The sequence below is a fragment of the Streptomyces sp. NPDC046203 genome, assembly GCF_040646255.1.
GTDB lineage: Bacteria > Actinomycetota > Actinomycetes > Streptomycetales > Streptomycetaceae > Streptomyces.
On sequence record NZ_JBEYZX010000004.1, the window covers coordinates 43,270 to 69,260 of the forward strand.

The window sequence follows — 25,991 nt, forward strand, 5'->3', positions numbered from 1 at the left end:
GCCCGGGGCATACGCCCGGCACTCCCACCGACGACGTCCTGAACTCCTGTCTGAGCAACCCCCAACTCGCCTCATCCTGCCATCCCTTGAAACGACGGGTACGCCACCCCGCCCGGGGCTCCCCGCGCGGGGGCCCACTCCCGCGCACGGCCCGCGGGCCCGCTCGCGGCGCTCCGCCCGCAGGCACGGACCGGCCGAGTGGCGGTCCGCGTCATCACCCCGTATGACCCCCGCTTGCGGGGTGCGGACCGCCGGGTTTGAGTGGGAGTGCCCCAGCCCCGCTCGAACCCGGCGGTCCGTGGTGGGCGGCCACCTCCCCACCAGGAGCTTCAGATGTCGATGGCGTTCGGTTCCCCTTTCGGTCCCTCCGATCCGTTCGGCGATCTGCTGAACCGGTTCTTCGGGATGTCACCGGCGTCCTCGCCCCCGGCCGTCCAGCGCGTCCCCATCGGACGGCTGCTCACCGAGTCGTCGCGCGAGCTGCTCGGGCTCGCCACCCGCCGGGCGGTCGAGGACGGCACCACGGACCTGGACACCGAACATCTGCTGTGGGCGGCCACCCAGGTCGAGCCGTCCCGGCGGATCCTGGAGCGGGCCGGGGTGGACCCGGAGCGGCTCGCCGGACGGATCGCCGGGGTGCTGCCCCGCGAGTCCGGCGAGCCGTCGTCCGAACCGGGTCTCACCCCGGCCGCCAAACGCACCCTGGCCGCCGCGCACGCCTACGCGCAGGCCGCCGGGGTGTCGTACATCGGTCCGGAGCACATCCTCGGCGCGCTCCTGTCGGACCCCGACTCCGGCGCCACCCGTTTTCTGCGGGCCGAGGACTTCGACGTACAGAAGCTGCGCGGGCTCACGGAGCAGTCCGCGCGCCCCGAGAGCGCGCCCGCCGCGCCCCGGCAGCCGGCCACCACCCTGGACGAGTACGGCCGCGACCTCACCGAGGAGGCGAGGGCGGGCAAGCTGGATCCGGTGGTCGGCCGGTCCGAGGAGATCGAGCAGACCGTGGAGATCCTCTCCCGGCGCTCCAAGAACAACCCCGTGCTCATCGGCGAGCCGGGCGTCGGCAAGACCGCGATCGTCGAGGGTCTGGCGCAGCGGATCGTGGCCGGGGAGGTGCCCGACACCCTGAAGGACAAGCGGGTGGTCTCCCTCGACCTGTCCGGGATGGTCGCCGGGGCGCAGTACCGGGGCCAGTTCGAGGAACGCCTCAAGAAGGTCATCGAGGACGTCCAGGAGGCCGGCGGCGAGATCATCCTCTTCATCGACGAGCTGCACACCGTCGTCGGGGCGGGCGCCACCGGCGAGGGCTCGATGGACGCCGGCAACATGCTCAAGCCCGCTCTCGCCCGGGGCGAACTGCATGTCGTGGGCGCGACGACCATCGACGAGTACCGCAAGCACGTCGAGAAGGACGCCGCGCTCGAACGCCGCTTCCAGCCGGTCCTGGTCCCCGAGCCGACGGTCGAGGAGACCGTGCAGATCCTGGAGGGGCTGCGCGACGCGTACGAGGCGCACCACCAGGTCCGGTTCGCCGACGGGGCGCTCGCGGCGGCGGCCCAGCTGTCCGACCGGTACATCAGCGACCGGTTCCTGCCCGACAAGGCGATCGATCTGATGGACCAGGCCGGTGCCCGGGTCCGGTTGCGCAGCGCGAGCCGTTCCACCGAGGTCGTCAGCCGCGAGGACGAACTGGCGAAGCTGCGCCGGGAGAAGGACCAGGCGGTCGCGGGCGAGGAGTTCGAGAAGGCGTCGGCGCTGAAGAAGCGGATCGCCGAGGTCGAGGGCGAGCTGGCCGGCATCGAGGAGCGGCGCGAGGGCGTCGTCTCGGTCACGGCCGGCGACATCGCCGACATCGTGTCCCGCCGTACCGGCATCCCGGTCTCCCAGCTCACCACCAGCGAGAAGGAGCGGCTGCTCCGGCTGGAGGAGGAGATGCACGAGCGGATCGTGGGCCAGGACGAGGCGGTCACGGCGGTCTCCGAGGCGGTACGGCGCAATCGCGCGGGCATGGGCGACCCGAACCGCCCGGTCGGCTCGTTCCTCTTCCTCGGCCCGACCGGTGTCGGCAAGACGGAGCTGGCCAAGACGCTGGCGGAGCTGCTCTTCGGCGACGAGGACCGGATGATCCGGTTCGACATGAGCGAGTTCCAGGAGAAGCACACCGTCGCCCGGCTGGTGGGCGCGCCGCCCGGATACGTCGGGTACGAGGAGGCCGGCCAGCTCACCGAGAAGGTGCGCCGCCATCCGTACAGCGTCGTCCTGTTCGACGAGGTGGAGAAGGCGCACCCGGATGTCTTCAACACCCTGCTGCAGATCCTCGACGACGGACGGCTGACCGACGGGCAGGGCCGTACGGTCGACTTCCGGCACTGTGTCGTCATCATGACGTCGAACATCGGCGCGCACCGGATCCTCGCCCATCAGGGGGACGCGGCGGAGCTGAAGGACGAGCTGATGGACGATCTGCGGGGCCGCTTCCTGCCGGAGTTCCTCAACCGGATCGACGACATCATCGTCTTCCACAGCCTCACCGAGGCGGACCTCTCGCGGATCGTCGAGCATCTCCTCGACCGCAGCAAGCACCGGGTCCACGCACAGGGCATGACCCTCGAAGTCACAGAGGCGGCGAAGAAACTGCTGGTCGCGCATGGCTACCAGCCGGAGTTCGGGGCCCGTCCGCTGCGTCGCACGATCCAGACCGAACTGGACAACCGTGTCGCCTCCCTGCTGCTCGGCGGGAGCGCCGGGCCCGGGGACACGATCGTCGCGGACGTCGTCGACGACTCGCTGCACTGCTCGATCCGCAAGACGGAGGCGACGGCCGGAACGCCGGCGGGAGCGACGGACCCGGCGGAGAAGAGCTCGCCGAAGAAGGACTCGGCGGAGAAGGACTCCTCGGAGAAGGGCTCGTCGGCGGGCGAGGCCAAGACCGCCTGAGGCAAGGGGAGTTCGATGGCACGGATGGTGGTGGAGGGCGAGGAGATCGTGGTCCGGCTCGGTCCGGGCGAGATCCCGGCGGCCCGCCGCCGTACGGTCCGGCTGCCCGCCTCGGCGCTGCGCCGGGTCGGCGTCGAACCCGACTGGTGGCGGGTCCTGCGGGGTGAGGCCGGGCCCGGGCGGTGGCTGCCGGGCCGGTGCGTGGGGGTCCGGCACGGCCCCTCCGGTACGGACTTCACGGCCGTGCGGTCCGGCGGTCCGGTGCTCTGGATCGAGCTGGCCCCCGGCGCACCCTTCAGCCGGGTGGCCGTCTCGGACCCCACCCCCGACACCACCGCGCGGACGCTGCGCGGTCTGCTGCCGAAAGGGCTGTACGAGCGCCGGGAGGCGGTGTGACGGGCCCCGCCCTCACACGTGTGTCCACCCCGTCATACGTACGCCCGCCCCGTACCGGAAGTGCCGGTACGGGGCGGGCGAAGCGCCGGGCGAGACCGGGACCCCGGGCCTCGCGTGCCCGGGGCCTGGTCCGAAGCGCCGTCAGACGCGGTCGGCGGCGATCAGCACGTACTGGAAGGAGCCGTCCTTGTAGGACTCGATGAACGCCTCCTCGATGCCGGTGACCAGCGAGGACGTGGCGCGCAGCTCCCAGTACGGCAGGGTGTCGGGGGTCAGGTCGATGATCGTGTTCGGCACCAGCCGGTTGTCGGCCATGGCCCGCAGGTACTCGCGGCGGGAGTGGATGTTGCACTCGAAGTGGGCGTTGATCTGCGAGACCCACTTGGAGGGCTGGCCGTACTTCGGGTTCCAGCAGCCGGTGATCGTGACGTAACGGCCGCCGACCTCGAGGATGCGGGAGTGCTCGGCGAACAGGTCGTGCAGGTCGACGTACATGCTGGACTCGTTGTTCCACGAGCCGGCGGCCTGGCCGGTCTCGAACGGGGTGTCGAGCATGTTGCAGACCCGGGCCTGGACGTGGCCCTCGATGCCGAGTTCCTTGGCGCGTCCGTTGGCGAAGTCGGCCTGCTTGGCGGAGAGGGTGACACCCTCGACCTGGCAGCCGAAGCGCTGGTGGGCCATGACCATGGAGCCGCCGCGGCCGCAGCCCGCGTCCACGAGGAGGTCGTCGGACCCGATGGCGCCGAGGCTGTCGAACAGGACGTCGGCCTGCGCCGACTCCAGCCGGTGCAGCTCGGCGATCAGCTTCTTCTCGTAAGCGCTGTCCGAGGGGTCCCCGAGGGCCGCCCGGTCGATCTCACCGACGCCGTAGTGGTGGTGGTAGAGCCCGTCGACATCGCCGAGGCGCAGGTTCACGGGCCTGGCCTCGTTGTTCCAGTAGCGGGCGATGTCCCCCTGGTACGGGGTCGTCGGCGACGGGACGAACGTGGAGGTGCCCTCGGCGGTGGTGAACTCGGTGCTGGTCACAGATGTAGGTTCCGTTTCTTACCAGAAGTCGGGAAGGCTGTAGCGGTAGGTGTTGGTCTGGTGCCAGTAGTGGTTGCCGTCGACCCAGGCGGCGACGCCCTTGAGGAAGCGCGCCACGGTGGGTACGGGGCAGGCGGCGGCCAGTTCGGCGGCCGCGGTCTCGAAGGAGCGCATGAGGTCGTTGTGGACCTCGACGGCCTTGAGGTAGGCGTCCTTCTCGGAGCTGCCCTCGCGGTCGGCGATGACCACCGGCAGGTTGAGGTGTTTGCCGGGACTGTTCTGCTCCTTGGTGTAGGAGTAGAGGTCGTTGACGATGGTCGTCGCGTTCCCGGCCAGGGCGATCACCCGCTGCATGGCGGGCTGGGCGTGCAGGTCGGCGGGCAGTTCGTAACCGCCGACGCTGTCGGTGATGGTGGGGCAGGGGCGGAAGTTGTTGAACTGGCGCATCGCCAGGTACTCCCACACCTCGGGTACGTGGTCGGTCTCGGACCACGCGGCCTCGGCGAGGTACCCCATGTGCAGCCGGGCCATGTCGTGCCGGAACCGGTCCGCCTGGGAGGGCGTGGCCAGTGCCGTGAAGTACTCCATGGCGGAGCGGTAGGCCCGCCGGGGCGCGTCGGAGTACAGCGAGTCCGCCCAGGCCGGCTGGTACTCCTGCGTGGTGTGCAGCGGGTCGAGCGCGGTGTGCGCGAGGAGCAGCCGGCTGCCGAGGCCGACGGGCGAGCCGCCGTGGTCCTCGCAGTAGCAGTCGTCCACCGCGTTCTCCGCGACCATGAGCCGGGTGGCGGCCATGAGGTGGTCGACGGTCGGGGCGTCCGGGTGGCAGGCGACCATGTAGCGCCCGACGGAGAAGCCGTCGAACTGGTCCTCCCACTCCGGGGGGTACGCCTGGACCTCGTCGACCGCCCAGTGCTTGATCCGGCTGCTGACCTCCTCGACCCGCGCGGGGTCGGGTTCGGCGATGGGGTGGTAGTAGAGGCCCGGGATCGGGGTCCCGTCCGCCGGGTCGACGGGCAGGGAGGGCGGGGCCGCCGGGATCTCGGTGACCACCGACACCGGCGGCGCGAGCGGCTCCGGGCGCCGTGCGAGGAACAGGCTCGCGGTGCCCAGACCGCTCGGTCCGCGCAGGATCCGGGTCAGGTCGAGGCCGGCCGGTGCCGGGGCGTCGGCGGGCCCGGCCTCCGGTACGGCCCCGGCCCGCAGCGCGGCTCCGGCCTGCGGTTCCGGCCCGGCGAGCGGCACCGGTCCGGCCTGGGGCACCGAGGCGGTCGCGGGTACGGGACCGGCCTCGGGCGCCGCGCCGGGGGCCGGTCCGGAACCGGCCCCGGCCGCCGGGAACAGAACGGTCGGCGGGCCGGGCAGGAAGGGTGGGGCGGGCGGGTCGGGCAGGCGCGACTGCCCGTGGGCAAGCCCGGGGTCGGGCATCCGTGGCTCCTTGCTGGGGTGGGTGGGGGCCCGGTCCGGTCGGTCCGGGCCGGTGCGGCGTTCGGACGGTTCCGTTCCGGACGGGCCCGGGGTGCCGAGGGCTGTCCGGTGGATCAGGGCCGGACAGGCCGGGGCGTCTGGTGCGGGGGGTCTCCCCGGGCCCGCCAGGGCCCAGGGGACGGACGGCGAGGCGCCGGAGTGTCCTGACAGCGGAGCTGTTCAGGCGGTTCGGCGGCGCGGCCGGGTGCCGTGCCGGGCGTCACGGCCCCGGCCGGGATCCGCCGGACAAGCCCCTGGGGGGCCCGGAGTCCCGCGGGGCCCGGGGAGTCGGGCCTTGCGGGGCCCTGGCGCCCGCCGGCTCAGTTCCTGCGGGCGATCTGGACGTTCTCCAGGACACCGAGCGCGTCGGGCACGAGGATCGCGGCCGAGTAGTAGGCGGTGACGAGGTAGGAGATGATCGCCTGCTCGTTGATGCCCATGAAGCGCACGGACAGGCCCGGCTCCAGCTCCTCCGGGAGACCGGTCTGGTGCAGACCGATGACGCCCTGGTTGTCCTCGCCGGTACGCATGGCGATGATCGAGCTGGTCTGCTCCTGGCTGATCGGGATCTTGTTGCAGGGCAGGATCGGGACCCCGCGCCAGGCCGGGACCAGCTGGCCGCCGAGGTCGACGTGGTCCGGGTAGAGCCCGCGGGAGTTGAACTCGCGGCCGATCGCGGCGATCGCCCGGGGGTGGGCGAAGAAGAACTTCGTGCCGCGGCGGCGGCAGAGCAGCTCGTCGAGGTCGTCCGGGGTGGGCGGACCGGAGTGGGTCTGGATCCGCTGCTTGAAGTCGGCGTTGGCCAGCAGACCGAACTCGGGGTTGTTGACCAGCTCGTGCTCCTGGCGCTCGCGCAGCGCCTGGATGGTCAGCCGGACCTGCTCCTCGGTCTGGTTCATCGGACCGTTGTAGAGGTCGGCGACCCGGCTGTGGACCTTGAGGACGGTCTGCGCGACCGACAGCTCGTACTCGCGCGGCTTGAGCTCGTAGTCCACGAAGGCGCCGGGGAGCGCGGCCTCGCCGACGTGGCCGGCGGACATGGCGATCTCGGCCTCGCCGTGGCGGTTCTGCCGCTGCTGGGGCAGCGAGCTGAACTCCTCGATGTGCGCCCGGAGGCTGGGCGAGGCGTCGCGCACGGCGGCGAGGTCGGCCCGGGAGAGGGTGAGCAGGGTGCCGGGCGTCTCCGCCGTGGCGGTGTAGTCCCACTGGGCGTCGGCGTCCAGCAGGGCGTTCTCGCCGAAGCGGTCGCCGTCGGCGAGGACGGCGACGGCGACCTCGTCGCCGTACTTGCCGGAGGAGGTCTGGTTGATGCGGCCGTGGGCGATCAGGTGGATCTGGTCGGCGGCGGTGCCGCGCTCGACCAGGACCTCGCCGGCGCGGAAGTCGCGCTGGACGCAGCGACGGGCGAGCTCGTTGAGCACCTCCTCGTCCTCGAAGCCGCGCAGCAGGGCGAGTTCGCCGAGTTCGCGGGGGATGACGTGGACGGTGGACCCGTCCTGGACGAACTCGATGACGCCGTCGCCGACGGTGTAGCTGAGGCGGCGGTTCACCCGGTAGGTGCCACCCTTGGTCTCCACCCAGGGAATCGTGCGCAGCAGCCACCGGGAGGTGATCTCCTGCATCTGCGGGGCGGACTTGGTGGTGGTGGCGAGATTGCGGGCTGCCGCGGTGCTGAGGCTGGACTGCGGCCGGGACGGCTCGATTGCGGTGTCCGGGCCGGTCTCAACGGTCATGGGGCGTGCGCTCCTTGGGGGAAGAGGACGTGCGGACGTACGGGGGTGCGGCACCGCGGGCGTACGGGAGCCGAGGGGGCTGCCGGCCGTGGGAACCGCGAGAGCTGCGACTGCGACTGCGACTGCGAGGGGGAACCGCAGGGGAACTGCTGGGCACTGCGGGCACTGCGGGCACTGCGGGCACTGCGGGCACTGCGGGCACTGCGGGCACTGCGAAACACGGAAATACAGGGACAAATTCTGGGAAATCCGCCCCAGATCCCGAGGAACAGTAACCGTCGGCGACCCCTGCTTGTGGGACGAGAGCGGGAGCATTACCCCAATGCAGTGATCTTGCGGGGGTGGAGGTTTAAAAAGGCGGACAACCACATTCGCGCCACCTGGCGCCCCACGCGCCAGCGCGCGGTCCCAGGCCACGCGCCTCCGGCAACCCCGCGCACGAACCAGCGAATTGACGAACTCTCAGGTGAGAGACGCGTACGGCAGTCGCGCGGGAAGGGGCACGCGCCGACGGCCGATCGAGTGGACCGCGCGGGGAGAAGATATTTCCGGCCGGGGCGCACCTCGACCGCCCGAAGGACCGTCCGCCGTCAATCCGTCGTCATGCGGCGTCAACACAGCACCTCTGGATGTCACCCTCGACTCGTCACGGTCGGTAGACCGCGTGTCGCGAAGCCGGTCGCAACGCCACCGACTGAAACACCCGTTCGGCGGGTAAGGCGCCCATGATCATGATCCACCGGAGGGGAGCCAGAAGGATGCGGGAAGAACGGAACGACGGCGCCGGGCAGGACGTGCTGTCGGCGGCGGAGCTGTTCGACGGGCTCGGGCTGGACTACGAGAAGGCGTTCGGACGGCTGCCGGCCCAGCGGGCCGCGGTCGAATGGCTCACCGCCCGCCTTGAGCCGGGGGCGCGGGTCCTCGACGTCGGCAGCGGGACCGGCCGTCCGGTCGCCGAGCTGCTCGCCGGGGCCGGCTGCGAGGTCACCGGCATCGACGTGTCCGCGACGATGGTCGCCCTGGCCCGCGAGCAGGTTCCGGGGGCGCGCTTCGAGCAGCGCGACATCCTCGGATACGAGCCGCCCGCGGGCGGTTTCGACGCCGTGTGCGCGTTCTTCCCGCTGCTGATGATGAGCCGCCCGGAGGCGGCCGAGGCGCTGCGGCGCATGGCCGACTGTCTGGCGCCCGGCGGCTGGCTGGTGAGCGCCACGGTGCCGGCGGACGTGGCGGAGGCCGAGATCGTCTGGATGGGCCGGCGGGCGCGGGTCTCCAGCGTCTCCGCCGAGGAGTACGTGCGGCAGCTGCGGGAGGACTGCGGTCTGGAGATCCACCATCACGAGCTGTCGGTCTTCCAGCCGGACGACCCCGCCGCCGCCCCGGAGGAGCACCTGTTCTGTTACGCGCGCAAGGCCGCCGCGTAGAGCCTGATTCGAAAGACAGACCCTCAAGTCTGAATCGCCCTCAGGGCCCGGGAATCCGCCGATCCCGGGCCCTGTGAGGTTCTCCCGTCCCGGGCATCCGGCCGAAAACATTCCGAACCGGTACCTCGCTGGCGTCATCCGGCCAGATTCGATCAAGGTGCGGGGAGGAATGAGCCATTCCCGGGGAGCGGTCTGCCCCCTGATCAAGTCGACCGGATAGTTTCCGCCATCAGTCGAACTTGATCACAAAGGGTGGTTCCGTACATGAACAAGAAGGTTCTGGGTTTTCTCACCGCGGCCCTGGTGTCGTTCGGTGCGGCCGCGCCGGCTCAGGCGGCTTCCACGTCCGGCTATGACCTGATCACGATGGGGCAGGGAACCAAGACCCTCGGAATCGCCTATGTGGACAACAACTACTCCGGCTCGCGCATCGAGTTCCGCGGGGAATCCTGCAACAGCGACAAGAACGATGTGCCGGAGTACCAGTTCCCGCTTCCCGACAAGTGGCTCTACAGCATCTCTTCCGTGCAGAGCATGGCGGCCGGCTGCCAGATGCAGCTGCGGGACCGGTACGGGAACAAGCTGCTCGTCGGCTGGGAGCCCCAGCTCGGCAGCTGGAACGACCAGACCGTGACCGTCCAGTTCACCTGATTCTCCCGCCGGTGCTCCCGCGCGTCAGTCCCGTCGCCATCCGAGCAGAGGCAGTACGGCGATCGCCTCGTCGATCCGCGCGACGGCCTCCTCGGCCGGGACACGCGTCCGCAGACCGAGGATCGCGTATCCGGTTCCGCATTCCAGGATCTCGACGGACCAGTGGGACGGGAGACGGGCGATGACGCGGAGACAGGCCAGCTCGGGGGCGGCCTCGGCCGGCCCGGCGAGCCGGATCCGGTGTTCCATGGTCGGTTCCTCCTGTGGATCGCGGGCCCTGGAGCCCTGGTGTGGACGCGGCAGGGGCCGGCTTCCGGAAGGAGACCGGCCCGTCTGCGTGCGGGGCGTGAGACCGAGCGGGGATGCGGATACAGGAGGCCGGATGACGCGGTCGGGCTCAGACGGCGTAGAAGACCACCGTGCCGCCGTCGCGGTCCCACCAGCCGCCGAATCCCCAGTTGCTCCAGCCGCCGTCGCCGCGGTTGACGATCGTGCCCGACTTGAAGGCGAGGACCCGGTAGGTGGCGCTGCCCTGGGTGACGCGGGCGTTGGCGACCACACCCTGGAGGTTCAAGGAGTAGTCGAGCTTGTCGTTGATGATCATCACGTTGTAGCCCGGGTACGCGTTCATGGTGTCGTCCAGCTGACGGTGGACGAAGGCGGGCCGGTCCTTCTCCATCCGGATGTCGTTCAGGACGTTCCCGATGATCGGACCGATGTAGCCCATGGCGTCGATGAAGATGTCGAGGTGCCAGTCGGCCATCACGCCGGCCTGCTGGCCGGCGGGCCCGGCCGTGCCGGAGACCGGGGCCGGGGCCGTGGCGGCCTGGGCGGTGGCGGGCAGCAGCAGGCCGGCGGCGGTGACGGCGCCGACGACGGTGAGGGCGGCGCGCTTCAGGTTCTTCGGCATCATGTGCTCCTTTGACGGGGTGTTGGGCATGGCGAGGCCCGGCGTGGGTGGGTGAAGGGGTGGATCAGGACGTGTGGGGAGACCTGTCGGGACGTACGGACCGGGTGAGACGGTCCGTCCGGGTGAGACGGTCGGTCCGGGTGAGGCGGTCGGTCCGGGTGAGGCGGTCGGTCCGGGAGGTGGGGGCCGTACTGGCCCTCGTCACCTCGGTCCGCTCATCCCCAGTCGTTGGTCAGCGGGTCGACGACGACCGAGGTGGGCCGGTGGTCGTCGGCCGCGGCCCGCGCCGCGGTGGTGGCCGGCTGCCCGGCCTGGTCCGGGCCGGCGGTGACGGCCTGGGCGGTCGCCGCACCGCCGAGGACCAGGAGTGCGGTGATGGTGCCGGACGCGATGCGGGCCGCGATGCGGTTCACGGGTTTCCTCCTGGGCTGGCGATGACGCGGGGCGGGAGTGTGCCGTTCGGGCCGTCCCGCCGCTTTCCGTCCGGCGGGCCGCCCTCACAGGAAGAATGTTGCCCGCCGGGGGATGCCTGTGGCGGGCCTCGGGCGTGCAACAAACGACCCCCGTCCCGTGCACTTTCCTGCACACCCCCGTCGCGGGGGCGGGGCGGCGCGTGTCCCCCGCGCGCGATCCGCCCTACCGGTACGGGGTGGTGGCGATGAGGGCGGGCGAGGCTTCCCCCGCGCTGGGGTTCCTGGGTGTCGCGGAGCCGGAGGAGCAGCTCTACCGGGCACTCCTGAGAGACCGCGAGGACGTCGACGGTCACGATCCGGACGTGCTCGCGCGGGTACTGGAGCTGGGCATCGTGGTGCGCACCCCGGCCGGCGGGCTGCGGCCGCTCTCGCCGAAGCGGACGGTCGAGCGGCTGATCGAGCGCCAGGTGGGCGAGTTCCAGGACGACCTTCAGGAGACCGCCCTGCACACCGGGGTGGTCGAGCAACTGAGTGCGGCGAGCGAGTCCCCCGGTTCACCCGACCAGGGCGATCCGGCGGTCCGGCAGATCGAGGGCCTGGAGGCCGTACGCAGCGCCATCGACGAGGTGACCTTCTTCGCGCGCACGGAGAATCTGACCACCAACCCGGTCGGGGTGCTGACCCCGGAGTCGATCGAGATCTCGCGACCGATCGACCTGCGGATCCTGCGCCGTGGGGTGCGGATGCGGACGCTGATGGCGTCGGCCTGTCTGCAGGACGAGACGACCCTCGCGTATCTGCGGGAACTCGTGGCCCGGGGCGCGGAGATCCGTATCTCCCCGCACCCCATCGAGCGCATGATCATCTGCGACCGGGCCGTGGCCCTCACTCCGATCGACCCCCACAACACGGCCCGCGGGGCGCTCCTGACTCGCGAGCCCGGCCTGGTGAGCACCGTGGTCTCGCTCTTCGAGCGGATGTGGGCGGCCTCGCAGGACCTTCCCGAGGAAACCCTGCCCTCGCTCACCGAGATCGAGCGGCAGATCCTCCGGACCCTGTATCGCGTCGACAAGGACGAGACCGGAGCCCGGCAGCTCAACATGGCACTGCGGACCTATCGCAAGTACGTGGCCCGTCTTCTGACCAGGCTCGACGCCGACAACCGCTTCCAGGCCGCGCTCCGCGCGCGGGAGCGGGGCTGGATCTGAGGGACGTTCACGGCCGGGCCGGCGCATCGCCGCGCCCCGGCCGCCGCGCCCCCGGCCGCCGGGCCCTCCGAAGACGTACGCCTCGGTAACCCTTTCCCCTGGTACGGAGAACGGGCGCCCCTGGTCAGCCGCCTTCCGGGCAGGGGCGGAGAAGTCGGTCGCGCACCGGCGCTTTCCGGCCGTGATCCAGAGTGCGGACAGCGGGGACCTTCCGGAGGAACGTCCCCTCATTCCGGGCCCTTTGATTCCGCTCCGGGGCCGTCGCACCCAAGGGGAGGATGCGATCGTGAAGCGTCCGCCGGGCCGGTCGGCGCATTCCCGTATGCGCCGAGCGCGCTGGTCCAGATTCCGCTTTTCTTCCGGGCGGGAAGAAGCCAGAACCGGACCTTCCCATTCCTGGGCATTTCTCGGACAAGCTGGAAGATCGGCTTCGCCGACAGGGACTTACCGAAGGTTACCCGCTTACGGTTCGACGTGTTCGATCTTCATCACACGATCCGGGACACCGTGCGTTCCACGTCTCCTGGCATTCCGAGAAAGAGGTCACATGCGAAAGCGCGCGACATACACGAGCGCCTTGATCGCCGCGGGAGCGAGCCTTCTGCTCACCATGGGCACGGCTCCGGCCGCCCACGCCGCCGGCAGTGACTTCTGGCAGTACAAGAACTCCAAGACCGGGCTCTGCCTCGACTCCGACGCCAAGGGCAACGTCTATACCAAGTCCTGCGGCTCGGACAACCCGTATCAGAAGTGGGAACGGGCCATCCACGACGGCAAGGTTCTGCTCCGGAACGTCGCCACCCGCCGGTGCCTCTGGGTCAACCCCCTGGAGCCTGCGGACAGCCAGCTGAAAACCGATCCCGCGTGCGCCAACGGAATGCTCTGGTGGCAGCTGGTGGTCGACGGCACCTACCGATTCGTCGACCCCTACAGCGAAAAGGCCGTGGACTCGGACGCCAAGGGCAACGCGTACGCGAAGGGGTACGGCGCGGACAATCCCTACCAGCAGTGGAACGCCCTCGCCACCTCCCCGTGACCCGGCCGGGGACCGCACCGTCGTACGCCCCTGAAGACCGCGCGGGACGGACGGCCCTCCCCTCCGGTCCCCGCCACCCGGCACCCGACACCCGACCCCTGTCGACTCACCCGACTGATCCAGGAGACACGGCCATGAAGATACGAAAAGGACTCGGCGGCGTCGCGGCCACCGTGGGGGCGGCCGCGCTCCTGCTGACCGGCACGACCACGACCGCACACGCCGCCGGCGGCCCCAGCGGCGGCACCTGGCGACTGCAGAACTCCAAGACCTCGCTCTGCCTCGACTCCACCGGCACCGGCAAGGTCTTCACGGCGACCTGTTCGAGCAGCACGGCGAGCCAGCACTGGGTCTACACGCCCGTGAACGGAAAGATCCAGCTCAAGAACACGGGCACGGGCCGGTGTCTGAAGCCGACGAACGCCTTCTCGCTCGTGGTGGAGACCAGGCCCTGCGGGATCGACGACAACGACTACTGGGAAGAGGTGTTCGTCTCCGGCAAGCTCCGGCTCGTCAGCCCGGGAGGCAACGCGCTGGACTCGGACGCCAAGGGCAACGCGTATCTGAACCAGTACGGCCCTGACAATCCCTACCAGCAGTGGTACCTGACGACGTCGATGTCCTGATCAGGCGCCGACACACACCCCAGGCCCTGGCCCCGCCCCGCCCTCGGAGGGCGGGGCGGGGCCAGGGCCTGGGCCGGTTCGCGCTCATGCCGTTCACTAGCGCACGTCGGCTCCCGCCGGGGTGTCCTCGTCCTCGCGGGCGCCGCCGATGAAGCCGCCCGACTGGTGCCGCCACAGTCGCGCGTAGGCGCCGTCGGCCGTCAACAGTTCCTGGTGCGCGCCCTGTTCGACGATCCGGCCGCGGTCGAGGACGAGCAACCGGTCCATTCCGGCGACCGTGCTCAGCCGGTGGGCCACGACGAGGGCGGTACGGCCCTCCATCAGTCGCCACAGTGCTTCCTGCACCAGGATCTCGCTTTCCGAGTCGAGCGCGCTGGTCGCCTCGTCGAGCAGGAGGATGGGCGCGTCGCGCAGGATGGCCCGGGCGAGCGCGACCCGCTGGCGCTGCCCGCCGGAGAGCTTCACCCCGCGCTCCCCCACCATGGTCTCGAAGCCGTCCGGCAGCGTGTCCGCGAACTCGGTGACGTGCGCCGCCTCCGCCGCCCGTCTGATCTCGGCCTCGGTGGCATCGGGCCGGGCGAAGGCGATGTTCTCCCGCAGGGTGCGGTGGAACATGGCCGGTTCCTGCGGCACGTACGCGATCAGTCCGCGCAGGTCGGCCTGTGCCATCCGGCTGATGTCCTGGCCTCCGACGAGGATGCGTCCGGCGTCGACGTCCGCCATCCGCAGCAGCAGCCGGGTGAGGGTGGTCTTGCCGCCGCCCGAGCGGCCCACGAGCCCGATCTTCGTGCCGTTCGGCACGTCCAGGTCGAGACCCTCGAAGAGCGGCCCGCCACCGCCGTGGGCGAAGTCCACCTTCTCGAACCGCACCTCACCTGAGCGGGAGCGCAGAGGCTCGGGCTCCTTCGGGTCGCACACCTTCGGCGGGGCCAGGAGCAGTTCGGTGAACTGGGCGGCCTCCGTCATCGAGCTTTCGAGCCGCCGGTAGATCTGGTTGAACTCGAACATGATGCGGGTGGCGTTTCCGTAATAGGTGAAGGCCACCACGACGGCCTCGATTCCATGCGAACCCGCGCCGAGGGAAATGGCCAGGACCAGGCCGAGGACATTGGTGAGCACGGACATCGGTGCGACAAGGGTGTCGATGCGCAGATTTCCGTAGTCCCAGGCGCGCAGGGTGACCCGCCTCGACTCCGCGACCCGGGTGCGGTGTTCGGCCGCCTCCCGCTTCTCGGCGGCGAAGGCGCGGACCGTGTCCATGTTCATCAGGCTGTCGGCGACATGGCCGGAGACCCGGGCGATGGCCGCCTCGCGGCGGTCGACCAGGGCCTGCCGGCGGCGGACCAGCGGGGCGACCCCGAAGGCGGTGAGGGCGATCATCGCCAGCAGACCGACGACGAGCAGGGGTTCGTACGTCCACAGCACCACCGACGCGAACACGAGCGGGACGAAGCTGCCCATCACATTGAAGGTGAGGGTGTCGACGAACTGCTCGAAGCGGGAGGCGAAGCTGAGAACCCGCTTGGTCAGCGAGCCGGCGAAGTTGTCGTGGAAGAACGTGGCGTCCTTGGCGAAGAGTTCGTCCATGCCGACGATGTAGAGATGCTCGATGCCGTGGGCGTCGAGCCGGTTCAGACAGTGCAGCCCGACGCGCCACAGCCCCTCGGAGAACAGCAGGACCCCGGCGAATCCGAGGACGTACGGCAGCAGGGCGCCGACCCCGGAGCCCGCGCCCGCGTCGCCGGCGATCCGCCCGACGACCTTGGCGACGATCAGTGGCGCGACGTAGGCGATGCCGATGTTGCCCAGCGCCGGGAGCAGCATCGCGGGCACGGTCCACCGGCGCAGCCGGGACAGCTCCCGTCCGTAGTGACGTAGGGCGAGCAGCACCGCCCCCTTGCCGGGGGTGACGCGCGTCGATTCAGACAATTCCATCCCAACCCTGCTGTGTCGGACCGACAGGACAGGGTCCGCAGTCTCCCTCGCCCCGCCCGCGCGGTCCACGCGTTTTCTCCCCGGGGCGGGGGCCGGCGGCGCGATCCGGCCGGTGGCGGAGGGGGAGGAAGGGGGAGCAGTCGCCCGGGAGGGAGGAGGGGACGAGGTCGGTCGGGGTGCGCGGTGGCGGGGGCCGGGGAGCAGGCCGGCCGGGGTGCGCGGTGGCGGGGGCCGGGGAGAGGGTCAGCCTGCGCCCGGGAAGGCGGCGCGCGGCGTGACGTCCGTACCGGTGAAGGGCCAGGCCACTATGTCGCGGTAGTGGATCGGCCCGGGGCCTCGGCCCGTGTTGCTGCCGACCAGGTGCAGCCGTCCGGCGGACCAGCTGCGTCCGGCGAAGCCGGCCAGGCCCGCCGCGGCCTCGACGGCGGAGACGGTGTCGCCGCGCCGGGCCCGCGCCAGGGTGAGGTGCGGGCGCAGCGGGCGGCCTTCGAAGGGGATGCCGCAGCTCCGGACGGTGGCGCGGACGTCGTCCGCGAGGAGGTGCAGTCCGGCGAGGTCGCCGTCGACGCCGGTCCACAGCACCCGCTCGTCGAAGTGCCCGCCGCCGCGCAGCGCCAGTTCCAGGGGGCGGCGCGTGGCGGCGATCTCCTGGAGCGGGGGCCGCAGGAGCGGCACGGCCGCGACCGGCAGCTCACCGAGGAAGGCCAGGGTGATGTGCCAGTCCTCGATGCGGTTCCACCGCATGGCGGGGTACGCCTCGTAGGCGGGCCGGAGCTCCCGCGCCAGTTCGTCCTTCGCTTCGTCGGGCGGCGCCAGGGCGATGAACACCCGAACGGTCGCGCCCTGGGGCTGTGCGTTCACGGAGGACTTCGTACCTCGTCTTGTGCCGCGCGGTCCATTCCGCGCCCGTGCGCCCCGGGTCGGCGGGACCCGGGGCGCACGGTGCGAGGATGCGGACGATGAGTGCGCGGGCGCGATCAGTAGGCGCTGTTGACGTTGTCGATCGAGCCGTAGCGGTCGGCGGCGTAGTTGCACGCGGCGACGATGTTGGCGACCGGGTCGTACTGGTCGAACTTGGTGCCGGCGATGTGGTACGCCGCGAAGGTCGGGTAGATCACCTGGAGCAGGCCCTTGGAAGGGACGCCGTTGATGGCGTTGATGTCCCAGTTGTTGATCGCCAGCGGGTTGCCGGAGGACTCGCGCATCACGTTCTTGTAGATGCCGTTGTAGGTGCCCGGGATGTTGTGCTTGTCCATGATGTCGAGGGACTCACGGATCCAGCCGTCGAGGTTGTTCGCGTAGGTCTTCACGGCGGCCGTGGCCGCCTGCACGACGGCGGGGGCGACGGTGAGGGTCAGGCCCGGGCGGATGTGCGTGGGGTCGGCGCCGATGGCCGACTTGTTGTCCTCGTAGATCTTCTGCCAGCCGCCCGTCACCGCGTACTTCGCGGCGATGCCGGAGAGCGTGTCGCCGACGACCACGGAGTGGTGGACGGGGGCGGCGGCGACGGCCTGGGGGGTGGCCGCGGCGGCGCCCGTGGCACCGATCAGGGGCAGGGCGACGGCGGCGGCGCCCGCAAGGGCGATACCGCGGGTGAGCTGGGCGCGTCGGGGCGTCCGGATTCCACGCATGGCGAATGTCCTCTCCTCCGCCTGCGAGGTGAGCTGTCGGGTTCGGGCAGGAGATGCCCGGTCGCGCCGTGGCGCGACTTCACCCCAAGCCGGATCCGGAACACCGGAGCCGGCGGAGAACCTGGGTCCCCCGCTCCTGCCGGGTGGTGGTGGGTGATGTCCGGACGGCGGCAGGATTCGGCGTTCCGTCTGGCTGAGGCGTGACCGTATGCGAAAAGGAAGACCGAAAACAAGATGAAAAGAGACGGTAAAGATCGTCTATAGGCGATTCGAAAGAATGATCTTTTCCGTCCGATCAGCCGACCCGTCAATCGCTTTCCGAAAACCTCGAATTGACGGCACGCCAGCGCCGGGTGGGCGGGGTCGGCCGTGACCTGAATCACTTACGGCGCAATAACACCAAGACGGGCTTAGCGCATCATCTCGACACTGAAGGGAAATGTCGCAATATTGTCCGTTTTGCGATGCTTTGGATCGCCCTTACGTCCGCACTCCCGCGCCGGGCGGAGCGAGGCGTCGACCAGCCCCCGGGGCCGGTCCGAGCCGGCCCCGCGACCGGCTCCACGAACGGCCCCACCTCGCTCCCCCGGCCACTCGGCACCGGATCATCCCTGGTGAACGACACCAAAAGAAGTGTTTGACAGTTGTGGCAGGGGCCTCGATACTCCTGGCCATGTCCGACAACAAGAGACGTGCGGAGCTGAGCGGCCTGCGCGCACTGGCCCATCCCCTGCGGCTGCGGCTGCTGTCCCTGCTCACGGCGAACGCCATGAGCGCCAGCGAGGCGGCGCGCGAGCTGGGCGAGTCGCAGGCGAACGTCAGCTACCACATGCGCCATCTGCTGGCCGCCGGTCTGCTGGAGCTGGCCGAGGAGACGTCCGTACGCGGCGGGCGGGCCAAGCGGTACCGGCACGACCCGGCGAGCGGCGAGGCCGTGCCCGGCGGATCGCTCGACGACTACACGGTCCTGGCCGCCGCCGTCGCCGAGGAGCTGCAGCGCCGCAGCCGCGAGCGGGTACCCGGGACGCCGGGCGCGTTCACCGACGCCGAGCTGTGGCTGCACCCCGAGGCGTGGGAGCGCGTCCGGCACCTCGCCAAGGAGCTGGGCGTGCTGATGCACGACGCCGCACAGGCACCCCACACGCCCGGGACCGTCCGGGCCAGCGCGACGGTCCTGCTGTTCGAGATGGCCCGAAGGGAGACGGCGCAGTGAGCGCGCGGACCGGGAAGTCCTCCGTGCTGGCATCCCTGCGCCATCGGAGCTTTCGCCATCTGGTGGCCGGGCGCACGCTGACGCACTGCGCCAATGCCATGGCCCCCATCGCCCTGGCCTTCGCCGTCCTGGACCTGACCGGCTCCGCGATCGACGTCGGGCTCGTCGTCGGCGCACGGTCGGTCGCCAACGTCCTCCTCGTCCTCTTCGGCGGCATCCTCGCCGACCGGGTGCCGCGCGCCCTCATCCTTCAGGGCTCCAGCCTGGCGGCCGCCGCCGCGCAGGCGGCGGCCGCGCTGGCCCTGCTCACCGGCTCCGCCTCGCTCGGGGTGCTCGTCGCGCTGAGTGTGGTCAACGGCGCCGTGTCCGCCCTGTCCATGCCCGCGTCGGCCTCGCTGGTCCCGCAGACCGTGCCGGCCGGGGAACTGCGCCCGGCCAACGCGCTGAGCCGGATGGGCGTGAACCTCGGCATGATCGCCGGTGCCTCCGGCGGCGGCATGATCGCGGCGCTCGCCGGTTCGGGGTGGGGCATGGCGGCCGACGCCGTCCTGTTCACCGCCGCCGCGCTCGCGTACCACGGCGTACGCGTGCCCCGGGCCGCGGCAGCCCAGGGCGCACCCGCCCGGCCGCTGCGTGAACTGCGGGAAGGATGGCGGGAGTTCACCGCACGGACCTGGGTGTGGGTGGTGGTCCTGCAGTTCTTCGTGGTCAACGCCGTGACGGCGGGCGGCATCCAGGTGCTCGGGCCGACGCTCGCGAACAGCGTGTACGGGCGCACCGCCTGGGGCCTGGTGCTGGCCACCCAGATGGCGGGCGCACTCATCGGCGGCTTCCTGGTGGGCCGTTCCCGCTCCCGGCACGCCCTGCGGATCGGGGTGGCCGTGGTGGTGCTCGACGCCCTGCCGCTGCTCGCGCTGGCCGAGGCGGCGCCCCTGGCGCTGCTGGTGGGGGCGATGTTCGTGAACGGTCTCGCGCTGGAGCAGTTCGGGGTCGCCTGGGATCTGTCGCTCCAGGAGAACGTGCCGGCCGACCGGCTGGCGCGGGTCTACTCGTACGACATGCTCGGCTCGATCCTCGCGCTGCCCCTCGGCGAGATGACGGCGGGTGTCCTCTCCGAACGGTTCGGGTCGCGGACAACGCTGCTCGGGGGCGGGCTCCTGATCGTGCTCGCCACCGTCGCGGCCCTGTGCAGCAAGGACGTGCGTGCGCTGACCGTGGGGAGCGGCGGGGCCGGCAGGGCCGTCGGGAGCGGTGGCACGGCCGGCGGGGCAGCGGATGTGCCGCCCGTGGACGCCGCCGGGTCCGCGCCGGAGGCCGTCGCCGGCTCCCGACCGGCCCAGGCCCCGGGAGGCTGAGCGGCGACGGGCGGGGAGGCGAGGACGCGAGCGGTCCGCTCCTCTCCTTCCGGGAGGGCGGACCGCACGTGCCCGGTGCGTGGCGGTGCGGTGGATCAGGAAATCGTCCGGCAGACCGTTCCGTTGAGGGTGAAGGCCGTCGGGGAGGGGTTGGCGCCGTCGTTGCCGCCCACGAAGCCGAAGCCGGCGGAGTTGCCGCCGTTCGGGGCGAGTCGAGCGTTGTTCTCGCCGTTGGTCACATGCACGTTTCGCCCGTTGGCGGTGACGTTGGCGTTCCACGAGGAGGAGACCGACTGCCCTGCCGACGGCCAGTCGAAGGTCAGGGTCCAGCCGTCGATGGCGGCGGGGCCGACATTGCTCACCACGACATTGGAGACGAAGCCGTTGCCCCAGCCGGCGGTGACCTGGTACGAGACGGTGCAGGTGCTGTTCTGCGGGGTTGCGGTGGTGAAGGTCAGCGGGACCGACGGCCGGGAGAGACGGCCCGCCTTGTCCCGGGCCAGTACGTTGACGGTGTGCCGGGAGCCGGCCGGGAGGTTGGGGATCGTGACGGAGGTGCCGGTGGACGAGCCGAGCAGCTGGATGTTGGTGCCGAGCTGCTCGTAGACCTCGTAGCGGTCCACCGTGCCGGTGGCGGCGGGCCAGTTCAGGGTGACGCCGTCGGCTCCGGACGAGGTGGTGCGCGGTGTGCCGGGCGCGCCGGCGGTGGCGGCGGAGGAGCCCGTGCCGCTCTTCGGGTGCATGGTCAGCACGGTGAGGGAGTACGGGGCCAGGGTCACCGAGCCGGCCGTGGCGGTGCCGGGCGCGTCCACCAGACCCTCGTCGCCCGGCGCCCACCGACGGACCTCGGGGGCGGCGGATCCGGCGGTGAACCCCTGGTAGCGCAGGTCCACGGTGTGCGCGGCGGAGGAACTCTTGTTCAGCAGCAGCACGCTGAGGTCCCCGTCGGCGCGCAGCACCGCGTGCGAGGAGACCTCGGAGCCGGAGCTCCCGGAGGCGACCATGCTGTCGCCCGGGTCGCTGAGCGCGCCCAGTGCCTTGATGCCGTAGTACGGCGCGAACGGCGTGTTCACCGCCGGTTCGCAGACACTTCCGGAGCAACTGCCGTTCGACAGCATGCCCATGTCGCCGTAGTCGGTCTCGCCGCCCACGGTGCTGATGTTCCCGGCGCCGTTGTGGGTGTCCCACCAGTTCACGGCGAAGACGCCGTTCTCCAGTGCCGTCATCATGGCCTCGGCGGTGAACAGGCCGTTGGGGCGGCTGGTGAAGGCGCCGCCGGCGGAGTTCGAGTTCACCTCGGTCATCGCGATGCCGATCCGCGCGGAGTCGTCACCCGCGTATCGGTTCAACAGACTGCGCACCTCGCGCAGTTCGCCCGGCAGCTGCCGCACCGCCGCCAGCGACTGGTCGCCGTTGTCCGTGTTGGGGTACCAGTGGACGCTCACGAAGTCGACGTCGTGGGCGACGGCGGCGAGCACCGTGTGGTTCCAGTCGCCGGTGTCGCCCTCGGCCACGACGCCGTCCGGCCAGTTGCCGGGCATGGTGAGCACCGCGCCGATCTTGACGGTGGGGTCGACGGCCTTCATGGCCGCGGCATAGGCCTTGACCTCCCGCGCGTATTGGCCGGGCGACTTGTCGGTGTGGTCGTCGTGCTCCCAGCCGCTGCCGTAGACGCCGTTGCCGTAGATCTCGTTGCCGATCTCCCAGTACTTGGCGTCGTACTTCTTGGTGACGTTGGCGTACCGGACCCAGTCCGCGGCCTCCTGGGGAGTCCCGGAGCCGTAGTTGGCGATCAGGATGGGCTGGGCCCCGGAGTCCCGTACGGTGCCCATGAACGCGTCGAATCCGGTGCCCGGGGCGACGTATCCGCCGGGAGCGGTGTGGTCGACCCAGTGGTAGATGTCGGCGTAGGAGCCACCCGGGTAGCGCAGTGAGCCGATCCCCGCGGCCCGGTAGAGGGAGGCCACCTCGGGGTCGTTCATATGGGCGTCCCAGATGGCCGCGTTGGCGCCGAGCGCGGCGGAATCGACCGTGCCCAGGCCCGCGTTCGCGTTGACCGTGACCGTGGTGTCGCCGGCGGCGGCCGGATCGGCCGAGGCGGGCGTGGAGAAGGGCAGCGCCGCCGCCACGACGGCCAGGGCCGCCGAGGCCGTGACGGCGAGCGGGTGGCGCGGGAGCGCCGATCGTCCGCTGGCTGGTCTCCTGTGGAACAGCATGGGGGCGTTCCTCCCGGGTGATACGCCGGCCCGGGGCCACGCCGGGGAGCCGGACGAGAGACGGGGAACCGTGCGGCGTGCGAGACCGCGCGGACCGCCGAGGGCGTACCGACCGGCGGGCGCGGCAAGGACGTTGAAGCGTGGGGCTTGGGAGCGCTCCCATGATGGGAGCGCCCGCCGGTCGTGTCAATGCGCCGCAACACGGCGGTCCGCACACCCACGGACGACCAACACCGCCGCACTGAGGGGCAGTTGATGCGGGAGGGGTTGACGGCCGATCGGCCCGACCCTAACGTTTCGCGACACCTTCCGGAAACTTCTCGGAAAAGCTATCGAAACTTTCGAAACCCCGTCCCCGCTCAGGGCCTTTCCCGAAGGCCTCCCACCCCACGACCGGCCGATGCCGGTCGCCCTCCCCGAACTCCGGACTCCAGACACCGGACGGCTCGACAGCCGGTACCCGGAGCCCGGTTCGACAGTTGCTGTACGTACCACGACGACGAAGGGGCTTTCCTTTCCCATGGAGAGCGGTATGGACCCCGCGCGGCGCAGGCCCGCCACCCCACGACCCGACACCCCGCCGGCCGACGACAGCCGCCCGGCCGGCATGAGCCGGCGGACGGCGCTGGCCCTCGGCGCCGGGCTCACCGCACTGGCGACCCCCATGGCCGCCGTGCTCGGCGCCGCGGGCCCCGCCTGGGCGGGTGCGGCCGGTGGACCGGCGCGGCCCACCGATCCGGGGGCGTACATCACCACGTCGCGTGGACCCGGCACCTTCCCGCTGGTGGACGGCGGCCGGGCCACCCCGCTCGTGGTGAGCTCCGACGACTTCGAGGGGGTCGTCCGCGCGGCCGGCGATCTGCGGGACGACCTCGAACGGGTCACGGGAGTGCGGCCCGGACTCTCGCGGGACACCCTCCCGGCGGGCCGGCGCGAGATCGTCCTCGTCGGCACCCTGGGCAGGAGCCCGCTCATCGACCGCCTGGTGGCCGCCGGGAAACTGGACGTGACCGGGATCGCCGGCCGGTGGGAGACCTCGCTGGAGCAGGTGGTGGACCGCCCCATGCCCGGGGTCGACCGCGCCTTCGTGATCGCCGGCAGCGACCAGCGCGGCACCATCTACGGTCTCTACGACGTCAGTCGGGGCATTGGCGTCTCGCCCTGGTACTGGTGGGCCGACGCGGCGCCTCTCCGCCAGGATCTGCTGCACGTCCGGCCCGGACGCCACACCCAGGGCACACCCGCCGTCAAATACCGCGGCTTCTTCATCAACGACGAGAACCCCGCGCTGGGCACCTGGGCGCCCGCCTACTTCGGCCCCGGCCACGCCCCGGGCCATCCCGGCGGCTTCAACCACGCCTTCTACGCCAGGGTGTTCGAGGTGATGCTGCGGCTGAAGGCCAACTACCTCTGGCCGGCGGTGTGGGGGCGCGCGTTCGCCGAGGACGATCCGCTCAACCACGCGACCGCGAAGGCGTACGGCATCGTCATGGGCACCTCCCACGAGGCGCCCATGATGCGGGGCATCGAGGAGTGGAACCGGCACGCCGTACCCGCCGTACGCGACAAGCAGGGCACCGTCGTCACCCCGGGAAGCGACCCCTACGGCGGTACCGGCGAGTGGAGCTTCCGCCACAACTCCGAGGCGCTGAAGGCGTATTGGACAGAAGGCATCCGCCGCCAGGTCCGGGAGGACTTCGAGGGCGTGGTGACCCTCGGCATGCGCGGCAACGGGGACACCGCGCTCCCGGACGGCGACGGCATCGAGCTGATGCAGAGCATCGTGTCCACCCAACGGGAGATCATCGCGAACGTCACCGGCCGGCCGCAGGCCGAGACCCCGCAGGTGTGGACGTTCTACAAGGAGGTCCAGCGCTACTGGGAGAAGGGCCTGCGGGCGCCCGACGACGTGACGGTGGTCTTCACCGACGACAACTGGGGCAACCTGCGCATGGTCCCGGACCCGTCCCTTCCCGTGCACAGCGGTGGCTACGGCCTCTACTACCACTTCGACTACGTCGGCGCGGGACGCAACTACAAGTGGGTCGACACCGCCAACCTCGCCAACGTCCACGACCAGCTCGGCCAGGCCTACACCTTCGGCATCCGGCAGCTGTGGGTCGTCAACTCCGGTGATCTGAAGGGCAACGAGCTGCCCACCCAGTTCTTCCTGGACTACGCCTGGAACCCCGACCGCTGGCCCATGGAGAACATCCCCGAGTGGCTGGACCACTACGCCCGGCTGAACTTCGGCCCCCGGCACGCCGCCGCCATCGCCAGGATCCTCGACACCTACGGCTTCCTCCAGGCCCGCCGCAAGCCGGAGTTGCTCAACCGCGAGATCACCGTGGACCCGGCCAAGGACCTGTCCACGGACTCCTCCGCCGTCGTCTACGACGACCAGGCCACGCCGTTCAGCATCACCGACTACCACGAGATGGAGCGCGTCACGCGGGAGTGGCGGGAGCTGTCCGCCGCGGCCGAGCGCGTCGGCGATTCCCTGCCGGCTCGCCAACGCGACGGCTACTACGAGCTGGTCCTGTACGCGGTCAAGGCGACCGCCAACCTCTACGCCCTGCGCCAGGCCCAGTTCACCAACCTCCTGTACGCCGGACAGGGCCGGGCCGCCACCAACTCCCTCGCCGCGGCCACCGAGTCGTACTTCGCGAAGGACCTCGCCCTCGCCGACCACTTCAACAAGGGGGTGGCGAACGGGAAGTGGGAGGGATTCCAGACCCAGCCGCACATCGACTACGGCGATGTGGAGCGGTACGGCCCGAACGCCCCCTGGCAGCAACCGGAGATCGACAACGTGGCGATCCCCGACGTGATCTTCCCGGCGGTGAAGCGGATCACGCCGGGCAAGCCGTCCCGGATGGGCGTCGCCGTCGAGGGCAGCGACCAGGCGTGGCCCGGCTCCGCGGCCGACTGCGTGCTGCCCGCGCTCAGCCCGTACGCCCAGGGTCCGGAGCCGTACATCGAGATCTTCAACCGCGGTACGACCCCCTTCGACTACCGCGTCCGCACCGGGGTCCCCTGGCTGTCCGTCGACACGACGAGGGGGCGTGTCGACGGACAGACCCGGATCACCGTCCGCGCCGACTGGTCCCGCGCGCCCAAGGGGCACACCACGGTGCCCCTCACCGTCACCGGTCCCGACGGTCCGCCGGTGACCGTCATGGTCCCGGTGGACAACCCCGACCTGCCCCGGCGCCGGCTCGACGGCTTCGTCGAGGCACGCGGCCATGTCTCCATCGAGGCCGACCACTACACCCGCGCGCTCGGCGGGGGCGGCGTCTCCTGGCGCCGTATCCCCGGGATCGGCAGGACCGGAGCGGGCATGGAGCCCTTCCCGGTCACCGCGTCCCGGCGCACCCCGGGCGGCGACAGCCCCCGGCTGGAGTACACGCTCACGCTCTTCACGACCGGCCCGGTCACGGTGTCGGCGCATCTGTCCCCCCGCAACGACGTGCTGGCGAACGGCGGCCTCGCGTACGCCGTCTCCTTCGACGACGACACTCCCCAGTGGGTGAACATCACCCGGGCCACCGGCTCCGACGACGGCACCATGAACGCGCAGTGGCAGCGGAACACCTCCGACAACGTCAACGTCACCACGACCGCGCACCGGATCGGTACGGCCGGGGTGCACGTACTGAAATTCTGGATGGTCGACCCCACCGTCGTCCTGCAAAATCTTGTCGTGGACACAGGCGGTCTCAAGCCCGCGTATCTCGGCCCGCCCGAGAGCCTCCGGCTGCGCTGACCGCGGCGGATCCCTGCCGCGCCTTCCTTCTGACGTCACCAGGAAAGGAACGCT

General features: G+C 70.9%; 20 protein-coding genes and 1 riboswitch. Of the genes, 10 read left to right on the top strand and 10 right to left on the bottom strand.

Annotated elements, in window-relative coordinates:
• Nucleotides 1-333: 333 nt before the first annotated feature.
• Together ABZ990_RS04695 and ABZ990_RS04700 are read left to right on the top strand one after the other, a co-directional pair.
• Complete coding sequence (locus tag ABZ990_RS04695; RefSeq protein ID WP_361225215.1) at nucleotides 334-2,937, top strand: ATP-dependent Clp protease ATP-binding subunit; 2,604 nt, start codon at nucleotides 334-336, stop codon at nucleotides 2,935-2,937.
• 15 nt (nucleotides 2,938-2,952) lie between these two features.
• Nucleotides 2,953-3,333 (top strand): hypothetical protein, encoded by a 381-nt coding sequence (locus tag ABZ990_RS04700; protein ID WP_361225218.1) that lies wholly within the window; start codon nucleotides 2,953-2,955, stop codon nucleotides 3,331-3,333.
• 141 nt (nucleotides 3,334-3,474) lie between these two features.
• Here ABZ990_RS04700 and ABZ990_RS04705 read toward each other — a convergent pair whose 3' ends face one another.
• The 3 genes from ABZ990_RS04705 to ABZ990_RS04715 form a co-directional block, all read right to left on the bottom strand.
• Nucleotides 3,475-4,359, bottom strand: coding sequence for a geranyl diphosphate 2-C-methyltransferase (locus ABZ990_RS04705; RefSeq protein ID WP_361225221.1), 885 nt, complete (start codon nucleotides 4,357-4,359; stop codon nucleotides 3,475-3,477).
• A gap of 18 nt (nucleotides 4,360-4,377) precedes the next feature.
• Entirely contained in the window at nucleotides 4,378-5,619 is a 1,242-nt protein-coding gene (locus ABZ990_RS04710) for a family 2 encapsulin nanocompartment cargo protein terpene cyclase (RefSeq protein WP_361225741.1), read from the bottom strand.
• Between the two features lie 524 nt (nucleotides 5,620-6,143).
• Nucleotides 6,144-7,556 (bottom strand): family 2B encapsulin nanocompartment shell protein, encoded by a 1,413-nt coding sequence (locus ABZ990_RS04715; protein WP_361225224.1) that lies wholly within the window; start codon nucleotides 7,554-7,556, stop codon nucleotides 6,144-6,146.
• A gap of 758 nt (nucleotides 7,557-8,314) precedes the next feature.
• Here ABZ990_RS04715 and ABZ990_RS04720 point away from each other — a divergent pair.
• Complete coding sequence (locus ABZ990_RS04720) at nucleotides 8,315-8,977, top strand: class I SAM-dependent methyltransferase (protein WP_361225227.1); 663 nt, start codon at nucleotides 8,315-8,317, stop codon at nucleotides 8,975-8,977.
• Nucleotides 8,978-9,241: 264 nt separating this feature from the next.
• A complete protein-coding gene (locus ABZ990_RS04725; protein WP_361225230.1) occupies nucleotides 9,242-9,628 on the top strand; it encodes a hypothetical protein in 387 nt (128 codons plus the stop codon).
• A gap of 24 nt (nucleotides 9,629-9,652) precedes the next feature.
• Here ABZ990_RS04725 and ABZ990_RS04730 read toward each other — a convergent pair whose 3' ends face one another.
• From ABZ990_RS04730 to ABZ990_RS04740, 3 genes are all read right to left on the bottom strand, one after another.
• Nucleotides 9,653-9,877, bottom strand: coding sequence for a hypothetical protein (locus tag ABZ990_RS04730; protein ID WP_361225231.1), 225 nt, complete (start codon nucleotides 9,875-9,877; stop codon nucleotides 9,653-9,655).
• 148 nt (nucleotides 9,878-10,025) lie between these two features.
• Entirely contained in the window at nucleotides 10,026-10,541 is a 516-nt protein-coding gene (locus ABZ990_RS04735; protein ID WP_361225234.1) for a hypothetical protein, read from the bottom strand.
• A 212-nt stretch (nucleotides 10,542-10,753) separates the two neighbouring features.
• On the bottom strand, nucleotides 10,754-10,951 hold the full coding sequence (locus ABZ990_RS04740; RefSeq protein ID WP_361225237.1) for a hypothetical protein: 198 nt from the start codon (nucleotides 10,949-10,951) through the stop codon (nucleotides 10,754-10,756).
• Nucleotides 10,952-11,151: 200 nt separating this feature from the next.
• Between ABZ990_RS04740 and ABZ990_RS04745 the strand changes: the two genes are divergently transcribed.
• The 3 genes from ABZ990_RS04745 to ABZ990_RS04755 all read left to right on the top strand — a co-directional run bounded on the left by ABZ990_RS04745 (nucleotide 11,152) and on the right by ABZ990_RS04755 (nucleotide 13,821).
• Nucleotides 11,152-12,159 carry a helix-turn-helix transcriptional regulator gene (locus tag ABZ990_RS04745; protein WP_361225240.1) on the top strand — a complete coding sequence of 336 codons (1,008 nt, stop codon included), beginning with the start codon at nucleotides 11,152-11,154 and terminating at the stop codon, nucleotides 12,157-12,159.
• Between the two features lie 547 nt (nucleotides 12,160-12,706).
• A complete protein-coding gene (locus ABZ990_RS04750; protein ID WP_361225243.1) occupies nucleotides 12,707-13,195 on the top strand; it encodes a hypothetical protein in 489 nt (162 codons plus the stop codon).
• A gap of 134 nt (nucleotides 13,196-13,329) precedes the next feature.
• A complete protein-coding gene (locus tag ABZ990_RS04755) occupies nucleotides 13,330-13,821 on the top strand; it encodes a ricin-type beta-trefoil lectin domain protein (RefSeq protein ID WP_361225246.1) in 492 nt (163 codons plus the stop codon).
• 96 nt (nucleotides 13,822-13,917) lie between these two features.
• On the opposite strand, the gene ABZ990_RS04760 is transcribed toward ABZ990_RS04755, so the two are convergent.
• From ABZ990_RS04760 to ABZ990_RS04770, 3 genes are all read right to left on the bottom strand, one after another.
• A complete protein-coding gene (locus ABZ990_RS04760) occupies nucleotides 13,918-15,756 on the bottom strand; it encodes an ABC transporter ATP-binding protein (protein WP_361225249.1) in 1,839 nt (612 codons plus the stop codon).
• Between the two features lie 243 nt (nucleotides 15,757-15,999).
• Complete coding sequence (gene thpR, locus ABZ990_RS04765; RefSeq protein WP_361225252.1) at nucleotides 16,000-16,617, bottom strand: RNA 2',3'-cyclic phosphodiesterase; 618 nt, start codon at nucleotides 16,615-16,617, stop codon at nucleotides 16,000-16,002.
• Nucleotides 16,618-16,733: 116 nt separating this feature from the next.
• Nucleotides 16,734-17,387 (bottom strand): LysM peptidoglycan-binding domain-containing protein, encoded by a 654-nt coding sequence (locus tag ABZ990_RS04770; RefSeq protein ID WP_361225254.1) that lies wholly within the window; start codon nucleotides 17,385-17,387, stop codon nucleotides 16,734-16,736.
• A gap of 3 nt (nucleotides 17,388-17,390) precedes the next feature.
• A riboswitch (cyclic di-AMP (ydaO/yuaA leader) is annotated at nucleotides 17,391-17,549 on the bottom strand.
• 511 nt (nucleotides 17,550-18,060) lie between these two features.
• Here ABZ990_RS04770 and ABZ990_RS04775 point away from each other — a divergent pair.
• The gene (locus ABZ990_RS04775) at nucleotides 18,061-18,600 is read left to right on the top strand and encodes a helix-turn-helix domain-containing protein (protein WP_361225256.1); all 540 of its coding nucleotides are present in this window, start codon (nucleotides 18,061-18,063) and stop codon (nucleotides 18,598-18,600) included.
• Nucleotides 18,597-19,955 (top strand): MFS transporter, encoded by a 1,359-nt coding sequence (locus ABZ990_RS04780; RefSeq protein WP_361225259.1) that lies wholly within the window; start codon nucleotides 18,597-18,599, stop codon nucleotides 19,953-19,955. The genes ABZ990_RS04775 and ABZ990_RS04780 overlap by 4 nt, the downstream gene beginning before the upstream one ends.
• A 95-nt stretch (nucleotides 19,956-20,050) precedes the next feature.
• On the opposite strand, the gene ABZ990_RS04785 is transcribed toward ABZ990_RS04780, so the two are convergent.
• Nucleotides 20,051-22,171 carry a cellulose binding domain-containing protein gene (locus tag ABZ990_RS04785; RefSeq protein ID WP_361225262.1) on the bottom strand — a complete coding sequence of 707 codons (2,121 nt, stop codon included), beginning with the start codon at nucleotides 22,169-22,171 and terminating at the stop codon, nucleotides 20,051-20,053.
• Nucleotides 22,172-22,778: 607 nt separating this feature from the next.
• On the opposite strand from ABZ990_RS04785, the gene ABZ990_RS04790 reads away from it, so the two are divergent.
• The gene (locus ABZ990_RS04790) at nucleotides 22,779-25,937 is read left to right on the top strand and encodes a glycosyl hydrolase 115 family protein (protein ID WP_361225744.1); all 3,159 of its coding nucleotides are present in this window, start codon (nucleotides 22,779-22,781) and stop codon (nucleotides 25,935-25,937) included.
• Nucleotides 25,938-25,991 lie beyond the last annotated feature (54 nt).